Origin of the sequence: Sphingomonas sp., assembly GCF_048594985.1 — a bacterium.
Classification (GTDB): domain Bacteria; phylum Pseudomonadota; class Alphaproteobacteria; order Sphingomonadales; family Sphingomonadaceae; genus Sphingomonas_I.
This window is the reverse complement of sequence record NZ_JBMDXG010000150.1, coordinates 1-9,177: the sequence shown is the minus strand read 5'-3', so window position 1 is coordinate 9,177 and position 9,177 is coordinate 1. Positions and strand designations below refer to the sequence as shown.

The following is a 9,177-nucleotide window of genomic DNA, read 5'->3' as shown; positions in this document are numbered from 1 at the left end:
CGCCTTGAGCGTGCTGAGGAAGCGCGGATCGTCGGGCTGGAGGAAGCGCAGGTCGAGCAACTGGATCAGGCTGGCGTCGAGATCGTCGCCGGTGAAAGTGGCGGACAGGCGCTGCGTGTCCTCGCGCCAGGCCGACTGCTCGATCGTCGCGCGGATCGTGTCGGCGCGGTCTTGCCACACGGCGCGGCGATCCTCGCGGCCGAGGACATGGGCGGCATTGGCCAGGCGGTCGCACGCCGCCCAGCACATCGCGACCGAATAGGTGTGGATCGACTGCCGCGTGCGAAGCTCCCACAGCCCGGCGTCGGCCTTGTCGTGCACCTGCCAGGCAAGCTCGCCCACGCGTTCGAGCGCGTCGAAATCCTCATGCCCTGCCATCCGGAACAGGCGCTGGTCGAAGAAAGCCTGGACGTTGGACAGGACGATCTGGCCATAGGCGTCGTGCTGGATCTGCTCATAAGCCTGGTTGCCGACGCGGACCGGCCCCATCCCGCGATAGCCGGCCAGCGCCGATGCCTCACGTTCCTCCAACGTGGGTTCGCCGAGCACGCCGTAGAGCGGTTGGATGTGGCCGCCCGACGACGCATCGACGATGTTGCGGAGATAGGCGAGATACCCCTCCAGCACGTCGAGCGCGCCGAGCCGGTTGAGTGCCTGCACGGTGTAGTAAGCGTCGCGGATCCAGCAGTAGCGATAATCCCAGTTGCGCTGCGACCCGGCATGTTCGGGGATCGAGGTGGTGAGCGCGGCGACGATCGCACCCGTCTCCTCATGCTGGCACAGCTTGAGCGTGATGGCCGCGCGGATCACCGCCTCCTGCCATTCCAGCGGGGTGGCGAGGCCGCGCACCCATTCGCGCCATTCCTGCGTCGTATCCGCCAGCATCTGCCCAACGGTCACCGCCAGATCGCCGACGAAGCTTTCGTCCGGCCCGAGGAAGAAGCATAGTTCCTGTTCGAGCCGGAAGGTGCGCTCCCCCTGCACCAGCCCGATCGCCGCGTTGGTGGTCAGGCGCAGCGGCTGCGGATTGAGCAGGTAGCGGATATGGTTGGAACCGCTGGTGGTGGCCGGTGTCTTGCCGCTCCATCCACACGACGGACGCATGCGGATCGTGACCCGCGGTGCGCCCGCCACCGGCCGGACGATCCGCGCGAATGCCACCGGGCGGTAGGCGCGGTTGTAGCGGCGCAGGCGGGGGCAGAAATCGATCACCTCGATCGCGTTGCCGCTGTCATCGCTGTGGCGGCTGACGAGGATGGGGGTGTTGCGCAGATAGGATTGCGTGACGCTGGTACAGCCTTCGAGGTCGATCGACCACAGGCCGCGCTCGCCCTCCGTATCGGGCGGGCTGTCGACCAGCGCGGAGAAGACGGGCTCGCCGTCGACGCGCGGCGCGCAGGCCCAGACGAACCGGCCGGCGCGGTCGATCAGCGCGCTGACCTGGCAATTGCCGATCGGCCAGAGATCGAGGTCTGGGGTCATGCGAGAGCGTCCGCAGCCGCGTCGAGCCAGTCGAGCGTTTCCGCCACGCCTTCCAGCCGATAGCCGGCGGCGGTCTCACGCTCCGGGCCGACAAGGATGCCCGCGCCGCCCAGCGCCGCGGCCGCGCGGAAGCCGGCTTCGTCGGTATGATCGTCGCCGATGAAGATCGGGCGCGTCCCGGCGAACAGTGCATCCTGCATCAGGGCATCGAGCGCGGAGCCTTTGTCCGCGCCGGCGGCCTTGATCTCGAACACCATCTTTCCCGTTTGTAGCGCGAGCCCCGGCAGATCCGCCAGCCGTGCGGCCAGAGCGCGGCTTTCGGCCTCGGCGGTGGGCGCCTGACGATAATGGAGCGCCGCCCCGAACGGTTTCTCCTCGACGATCACGCCCGGATGGATCGCCTGCAACGCGCGCATCTCCTTCACGATGCCATCCATCGCATCGGGCCGGACGGGGCTTTGCAGTCGGCCGTCGGGCCATCGCAGTTCCAGCCCGTGACTTCCCCCTACGGCAAAGCGCCCGCGCGCCAGTAGCCGATCCACCTCGGCCAGCGCGCGCCCGCTGACGATCGCGATGCGACCGTTGAGCACCGCCGCGAGACGGACCATCGACCGATCGAGCCGTTCGTCCACCACGACTGCGTCGGGCCGTTCCGCAATGGCGACGAGCGTACCGTCGAAATCCAGAAACAGGCTCGCCCCATCAAGCAACGTCGGTGGCGGGGCGGGGAGGTGTGATGCTCGATCCGGGCCGTCCTCATCGGACGGGCTCGGGAGCTTATTCTCCGGGCGTAACATATGGTGAATAACTGAACGGGGGCGCTCGCGTTCCGCGCTGCAGCACCGTTCCGGTGCAAAACGGGGTCAGGCGGTGGAGGCCGACCCACGGTGGACAACGGAAATCCCGGCGCAAGGGTGAAAAACAGACGATTCGCCTTACATCGGACGGGTGAGCGAACTCATTGATCAATTCCCTGTCCGCCTGATCCTGCTGCTGGGCCTCATGCTACTCCTGGGGCTCGCACTGCGGCGCGTGCCGGTGCTGGGGACGGCGTTGCGCGTGGCGACCTGGGTGGTCCTGATCGTCGCCGCCGGCGTCGCGATCGACCAGCGCGAGCGGTTCGACCCCTATATCGGGCATGTGATGCGCGCGCTGAAGCTGGAGGATCAGCGGGTGGCGGGCGATGAGGTGCGGGTGAAGATGTCGCCCGACGGCCATTTCTGGGTGCGCGCGACGATCGACGGGGTCGAGCGGCGGATGCTGGTCGACAGTGGCGCGACGATCACCGCGCTGTCGCAAACGACCGCGCAGGCCGCAGGGATCGAAGCGCGCAAGGAGATGTTTCCGGTCCTGCTCCGCACCGCCAACGGCACGGTTTCGGCGCAGACCGGGCGGATGGGCGAACTGCGCTTCGGCACGATCGTCGCGCGCGATCTGCCGGTGGTCGTCTCGCCGGCGTTCGGCAACACCGACGTGCTGGGCATGAACTTCCTGTCGATGCTCAAATCGTGGCGGGTCGAGGGGCGGACGCTGATCCTGCAACCGCATCATCCGCAGGAAGCGCAGACCACCTGACCGGCGAAAGGCGAAAGAAAAGGCCGCCCGGCGAACCGGACGGCCTTTCTTCGTGCCGAGCCTGTCGGACGCGGGCGGGCGTCAGGCCTGCTCGCGATCCTCGGTCGGGGCTTCCGCGGCGATCTCGCCGGGTTCGGCGTTCGGATCATAGTCCTCGGTGAAGCCGCCCTGGTCGCGGCCTTCTTCGAAGACCTGCGCCATGACGTCGACGCCCTGCGCCTGCAGCTCGGCCTCTTCGGGCGAGCGGGCGACGTTGACCTTGATCGTCACCGACACTTCGGGGTGCAGCGCGACGCACACCTCGTTCAGGCCGATCGCCTTGATCGGCCGGTCGAGCACGATCTGGCTCTTGGCGACCTTCACGCCGTCCTCGGCCAGAAGCTCCGACAGGTCACGGGCCGAAACCGAACCATAAAGCAGGCCGGTGTTCGACGCCTGACGGATCAGGGTCAGCGTCTTGCCGTCGATGTCCTTCGACGCCGTTTCCGCATCGGTGCGGCGGGTGGCGTTGTCGGCCTCGATCTGGGCGCGGTTCGCTTCGAAGACCTTCTTGTTGGCCTCGTTGGCGCGCAACGCCTTCTTGTTGGGCAGCAGGTAATTGCGGGCGAAGCCGTTCTTGACGGAGACGACGTCGCCGATGGCGCCGAGCTTCTCGACGCGCTCTAGCAGGATCACGTCCATGTGTCGCGTCTCCTCTTACTTGACGATGTAGGGAAGCAGCCCGAGGTGACGGGCGCGCTTGATCGCCTGGGCGAGTTCGCGCTGCTTCTTGGCGGAAACCGCAGTGATGCGGCTGGGGACGATCTTGCCGCGCTCGGACACGAAGCCCTGCAGCAGGCGGACGTCCTTATAGTCGATCCGGGGCGCGTCCTTCGTGGAGAAGGGGCAGCTCTTGCGACGGCGGAAAAAGGCACGGGCCATATTGTCTGCTCCTCCTTAAGCCGCTGCGTCTTCGCGGTCGTCACGGCGACGCGCGCGATCGCGGTCCCGCTCGCCCCGGCGCATCATCGCCGACGGGCCCTGCTCGTGCGCGGCGACGCGCCCGGTCATTTAGCGGATCACGGCCTCGTTGATGCCGAGCTGACGCTCGAGCTCAGCGACCACGCCGGTCGGCGCGTCGATTTCGAGCATGACGTAATGCGCCTTGCGGTTCTTCGCGATGCGGTAGGCGATCGAACGCAGACCCCAGGTCTCCGTCTTCACGACCTTGCCGTTATTCTCTTCGATGATCTTCGTGGCCGCTTCGGCCAACTGGTCCACCTGCGCCTGTGCCAGATCCTGGCGCGCAAGGAACACATGCTCGTAAAGAGCCATGGTCCATTTCTCCTGCCGATCGCTGACGCCGCCCCATGCGGACGCCCCTCCGGCCGTCGTTCCAACGCAAACCGGGCGCAAGGCACGCGGCCTCCGCCCGGATGTGTGGCCCTATGCCCCAGTGCGTCCGGAAAAGCAAGTCGGCGCCTGCCGGTGGGCGTGTTTCGCTCTGCTTCGTAAAGGGATTGTAGAGAATCATGTCTGCGTGAACCTTATTCAGTCGAAGTCGCTTCCGCCCCGGTTCAGGGATGAAAGGACTCAGAATGAAGAAAGTGATCGCGCTTGCCGCCATTGTCGCGGCGAGCCCCGTTTACGCGCAGGTCGCCGATGGCAGCTGGACCGGTTTCTATGCAGGCGGCCGCGTGGGTTATAGTTTTCAGCCTAGTGACGGCGACGAGCGGCTTGCCTTCGACAACAATCTCGACGGCAATTTCAACGATACGGTCCGTACCGCCGCCGGGGCGGACGCCTTCTCGCCGGGCTTCTGCGGGGGACGGGCGCTGGGCGCCACGCCGGGCGCGGGCTGCGCGTCGGACGAGGATTCGCTCGAATGGGCGCTGCATGCGGGCTTCGACTATGACCTGGGCGGACCGGTGATCGGCGTCGTCGCCGAAGCGGGCATCGGCTATGCCGAGGATCACGTGACCGGGTTCAGCACCACGCCCGCCAGCTATACGCTGACGCGGCGCATGAAGGAGAATGCGAGCCTGCGCGCGCGGGCCGGTTATGCCTTCGGTGCCGAGCGCAATACCCTTGTCTACGGTACGGGCGGCGTCGTGTGGGCCAAGATGGCGAACGAACATTACAGCAGCAACGTCGCCAACAGCTTCACACTGCGCGAGGATGACAGCGCATGGGGCTATCGCGTGGGCGGCGGGGTCGAGCAGCGCGTCGCCCCCAACCTGTCGTTCGGCCTGCAGTATCTGTTCACCAGCCTGAAGGACACGGGCACGCGGGTGTCGGTGACGCGGGGCACCGCGCCGGCGACCAATCCGTTCCTTCTGGTCAACGCGAACGGCACCGACTTCCGGCGGACGCATTCGCGCTTCGCCACCCATAATGTCAGCCTCACGGCCAATTTTCGATTCTGAACAAGCGGGCGGCGGGCGTCGAGAAACCTTGCGCCCGCTGTCTTCGCTTCCTAGTCCGCGTCGCTCATAAAGTGACTGTAGGAGCGGACGTGCGCGCTTTCATATTTCCGGGGCAGGGCAGCCAGGCGGTCGGCATGGGTGCCGATCTGGCTGCCGCGTCAGCGTCGGCCCGGGCGGTGTTCGAGGAGGTGGACGACGCGTTGGGTCAAGCGCTGTCGCGCGTGATGGCGGAGGGGCCGGCCGACGACCTTACCCTGACCGAGAATGCCCAGCCCGCGATCATGGCGAACGCCATCGCGGTGCTGCGCATCCTGGAAGGTGAGGGCGGCATTCGTCTCGCGGACAAGGCGGACTTCGTCGCCGGACACAGCCTTGGCGAATATAGCGCGCTGTGCGCGGCGCAGGCCTTCGACCTCGCCACCACGGCGCGGCTGCTCAAGCTGCGTGGCCGGGCGATGCAGGCGGCGGTGCCGGTGGGCGAAGGGGCGATGGCCGCGCTGCTCGGCGTCGATTTCGCGGCGGCGGAGGCGACCTGCGCCGATGCTGCGGAAGGTGAGGTCTGTCAGGCCGCCAACGACAATGGCGGCGGTCAGGTCGTGATCTCCGGCCACAAGGCGGCGGTCGAACGGGCGATGGCGCTGGCCAAGGAGCGGGGTGCGAAGCGCGCTCTGGCGCTGCCCGTGTCCGCGCCGTTCCATTGCGCGCTGATGCAGCCGGCGGCCGACGCGATGGCCGAAGCCTTGGGGGCGGTCGATCTGCGTGCGCCGCTGGTGCCCGTCTACGCCAACGTCACCGCCACCCCCGCCAGCGATCCCGCCGAAATCCGCGATCTCCTGGTGCGGCAGGTGACCGGCACCGTCCGCTGGCGCGAGAGCGTCGAGGCGATGTGGGCGGCGGGCGTCACCGACTTCGTCGAACTGGGATCGAAGGTGCTGGGCGGCATGGTCAAGCGGATCGCCCCCGACGCCACGGTGGCCAGCGTGGTGACCATGGCTGACGTGGAAGCTTTGGCGGCCCATTTGTAACGTCACCCCAGCGAAGGCTGGGGCCCCTGTCTCTCACGAGAGGGACGGTGCTTGTGGTTAAGAGATAGCCCCGGCCATGGCGCTGGTGGCGACGGAGAATCGGAATGTTCGACCTTACGGGAATGACCGCGCTGGTGACCGGCGCTTCGGGTGGGATCGGATCCGCCATCGCCAAGGCGCTGGCCGCGCAGGGCGCGCGGGTCGCGCTGTCGGGCACGCGTCAGGAGGCGCTCGATTCGGTCAGGGCCGAAATCGGCGGCGACGCGGTGACCGTGACCGCCAATCTATCCGACGCGGACTCGGTCGAGGCGCTGGTGCCTGCGGCGATCGAAGCGCTGGGCGGCAAGGTCGACATCCTCGTCAACAATGCCGGGGTGACGCGCGACAACCTGGCGATGCGGATGAAGGACGACGAATGGGATCAGGTGATCTCGGTCAACCTCGAGGCCGCCTTCCGCCTGATCCGCGCGGCCAGCCGGCCGATGATGAAGGCGCGGTTCGGCCGGATCGTGTCGATCACCTCGGTCGTCGGCTGGACCGGCAATCCGGGGCAGGCCAATTATGCCGCGTCCAAGGGCGGCCTGACCGCGATGACGAAGGCGCTGGCGCAGGAGTTCGCCAGCCGCGGCATCACGGTCAATTGCGTGGCGCCGGGCTTCATCCGATCGGCGATGACCGACGCGCTCAACGACCAGCAGAAGGCGACCATTCTCCAGCGGATCCCGGCGGGCGATCTGGGCGGCGGCGCGGATATCGGCGCGGCGGTCGCCTACCTCGCCAGCCGGGAGGCGGGGTACGTCACCGGCCAGACCGTCCACGTCAACGGCGGCATGGCGATGATCTGACGCCCTCTTGCGGGACGCAATGCGCGAAGCTAGGGCAGCGCCAAATTTCAGAACTAGGGAAGGCACACAGCCATGAGCGATACCCCCGAGCGCGTTAAGAAGATCGTGGTCGAGCATCTCGGCGTCGAAGCCGAGAAGGTGAACGAGGAAGCGAGCTTCATCGATGATCTGGGCGCGGACAGCCTCGACATCGTCGATCTGGTGATGGCGTTCGAGGAAGAATACGGCGTCGAAATCCCCGACGACGCGGCCGAGAAGATCACCACCGTCAAGGACGCGATCAGCTACATCGACAGCCACAAGGGCTGATCCGCCAGCTACCGTTCGCCCTGAGCCGCGTCGATTGGGCCACCGCCCTTCGAACGGGCCGTACGGGTTTCGACAGGCTCAGCCCCCAGCGGGTTGAGCCTGTTCGCATTTCGAGAGGATAAGATTATGCGCCGCGTGGTCGTGACCGGACTGGGGCTCGTGACGCCGGTGGGTGCCGACGTCGAAACGGCGTGGGCCAACATCATCGCCGGCAAATCAGGCGCGGGGCGGATCACCCGCTTCGACCCGTCGGACCAGAAATGCACGATCGCGTGCGAGGTGAAGCCCGCCGACCACCCCTGGGGGTTCGACCCTGGCAAGCGCGTCGATCATAAGGTGCAGCGCCAGGTCGATCCGTTCATCATCTACGGCATCGATGCCGCGGGGCAGGCTTACGAGGATGCCGGGCTCGGCGAGCTGACCTACGAACAGTCGACCCGCATCGGCTGCGTGATCGGCGCGGGCATCGGCGGCCTGCCGGGGATCGAAAGCGAATCGATCGTCCGTCACGAAAAGGGGCCGAGCCGCGTCTCGCCGCATTTTGTGCACGGCCGGCTCATCAACCTGATCTCGGGTCAGGTCTCGATCAAATATGGCCTGCGCGGACCGAATCACGCGGTCGTCACCGCCTGCTCGACCGGCGCGCACGCGATCGGCGACGCCGCGCGGATCATTGCGGCCGACGATGCCGACATCATGCTGGCGGGCGGCGCGGAGGGGGCGATCTGCCCGCTTGGCATTGCCGGCTTCGCGCAGGCGCGCGCCTTGTCGACCGGGTTCAACGACACCCCCGAAAAGGCCAGCCGCCCTTACGACCAGGCGCGCGACGGCTTCGTGATGGGCGAAGGCGCGGGCATCGTCTGCCTGGAGGAATATGAACACGCCAAGGCGCGCGGCGCGAAGATCTATGCCGAGGTGATCGGCTATGGCCTGTCGGGTGACGCCTATCACGTCACCGCGCCCCATCCCGAAGGCGACGGCGCGTTCCGCTCGATGCAGATGGCGCTGCGCAAGGCGGGACTGGAGCCGAAGGACATCGATTATATTAACGCACACGGCACCTCGACCCCGCTCGGCGACGAGCTGGAGCTCGGCGCGGTCCGCCGCCTGTTCGGCGACGCGATCGAGACCGTGTCGATGTCGTCGACCAAGTCGATGATCGGCCACCTCCTCGGCGGGGCCGGTGCGGTCGAATCGATCTTCTGCATCCTCGCCATGCGCGATCAGGTGGTTCCGCCGACCATCAACCTCGAAAATCCCAGCGAAAGCTGCGCGGGCGTCGACCTCGTGCCCAATCAGGCGCGCAAGCGGCAGGTGAAGGCGGTGCTGAACAACAGCTTCGGCTTCGGCGGCACGAATGCCAGCCTGGTGATGCGGACCATTTGAGCAAAGGCGGCTGGGGCTTAGGATAGGTCCGTGGCAAGACGTTCCAGATCGCGCGGCGGGCTTGGCTGTCTGCTGGTCCTCCTCCTCATCGTGGCGGGATCGGGCTGGCTGTTCGTCCACCGCAACTGGTCCGGCCCCGGCCCGGCCGCA

At 66.9% G+C, this 9,177-nt stretch carries 10 protein-coding genes and 1 pseudogene; 6 read left to right on the top strand and 5 right to left on the bottom strand.

From position 1 onward, the window contains the following. Both ACOJSF_RS05780 and otsB read right to left on the bottom strand, forming a co-directional pair. Window positions 1-1,482, bottom strand: a 1,482-nt coding sequence (locus ACOJSF_RS05780) for a glycoside hydrolase family 15 protein (protein ID WP_420141273.1), incomplete at its 3' end; no start/stop codon positions are given. After that, window positions 1,479-2,192 (bottom strand): trehalose-phosphatase, encoded by a 714-nt coding sequence (otsB, locus tag ACOJSF_RS05775; protein WP_420141272.1) that lies wholly within the window; start codon window positions 2,190-2,192, stop codon window positions 1,479-1,481. The genes ACOJSF_RS05780 and otsB, both read right to left, overlap by 4 nt. Before the next feature lie 238 nt (window positions 2,193-2,430). On the opposite strand from otsB, the gene ACOJSF_RS05770 reads away from it, so the two are divergent. Beyond that, window positions 2,431-3,057: a retropepsin-like aspartic protease family protein gene (locus tag ACOJSF_RS05770; RefSeq protein WP_420141271.1), complete on the top strand. Its 627-nt coding sequence runs from the start codon at window positions 2,431-2,433 to the stop codon at window positions 3,055-3,057. A gap of 81 nt (window positions 3,058-3,138) precedes the next feature. Here the strand turns inward: ACOJSF_RS05770 and rplI are convergent, their stop codons facing one another. The 3 genes and pseudogenes from rplI to rpsF form a co-directional block, all read right to left on the bottom strand. Next, entirely contained in the window at window positions 3,139-3,738 is a 600-nt protein-coding gene (gene rplI / locus ACOJSF_RS05765; RefSeq protein ID WP_420141270.1) for a 50S ribosomal protein L9, read from the bottom strand. A 15-nt stretch (window positions 3,739-3,753) separates the two neighbouring features. Next, on the bottom strand, window positions 3,754-3,978 hold the full coding sequence (gene rpsR, locus ACOJSF_RS05760) for a 30S ribosomal protein S18 (protein WP_420141269.1): 225 nt from the start codon (window positions 3,976-3,978) through the stop codon (window positions 3,754-3,756). A 15-nt stretch (window positions 3,979-3,993) separates the two neighbouring features. Continuing rightward, a pseudogene (gene rpsF, locus ACOJSF_RS05755) lies at window positions 3,994-4,371 on the bottom strand (30S ribosomal protein S6). A 263-nt stretch (window positions 4,372-4,634) separates the two neighbouring features. Between rpsF and ACOJSF_RS05750 the strand changes: the two are divergent. The 5 genes from ACOJSF_RS05750 (at window position 4,635) to fabF (ending at window position 9,027) form a co-directional block, all read left to right on the top strand. After that, on the top strand, window positions 4,635-5,462 hold the full coding sequence (locus tag ACOJSF_RS05750; protein WP_420141268.1) for an outer membrane protein: 828 nt from the start codon (window positions 4,635-4,637) through the stop codon (window positions 5,460-5,462). Window positions 5,463-5,551: 89 nt separating this feature from the next. After that, the gene (gene fabD / locus ACOJSF_RS05745; protein ID WP_420141267.1) at window positions 5,552-6,487 is read left to right on the top strand and encodes an ACP S-malonyltransferase; all 936 of its coding nucleotides are present in this window, start codon (window positions 5,552-5,554) and stop codon (window positions 6,485-6,487) included. 104 nt (window positions 6,488-6,591) lie between these two features. Then, complete coding sequence (gene fabG / locus ACOJSF_RS05740) at window positions 6,592-7,332, top strand: 3-oxoacyl-[acyl-carrier-protein] reductase (protein ID WP_420141266.1); 741 nt, start codon at window positions 6,592-6,594, stop codon at window positions 7,330-7,332. A gap of 72 nt (window positions 7,333-7,404) precedes the next feature. Then, the gene (locus tag ACOJSF_RS05735; RefSeq protein ID WP_420141265.1) at window positions 7,405-7,641 is read left to right on the top strand and encodes an acyl carrier protein; all 237 of its coding nucleotides are present in this window, start codon (window positions 7,405-7,407) and stop codon (window positions 7,639-7,641) included. Between the two features lie 126 nt (window positions 7,642-7,767). Continuing rightward, a complete protein-coding gene (gene fabF / locus ACOJSF_RS05730; RefSeq protein WP_420141264.1) occupies window positions 7,768-9,027 on the top strand; it encodes a beta-ketoacyl-ACP synthase II in 1,260 nt (419 codons plus the stop codon). Window positions 9,028-9,177: the final 150 nt, after the last annotated feature.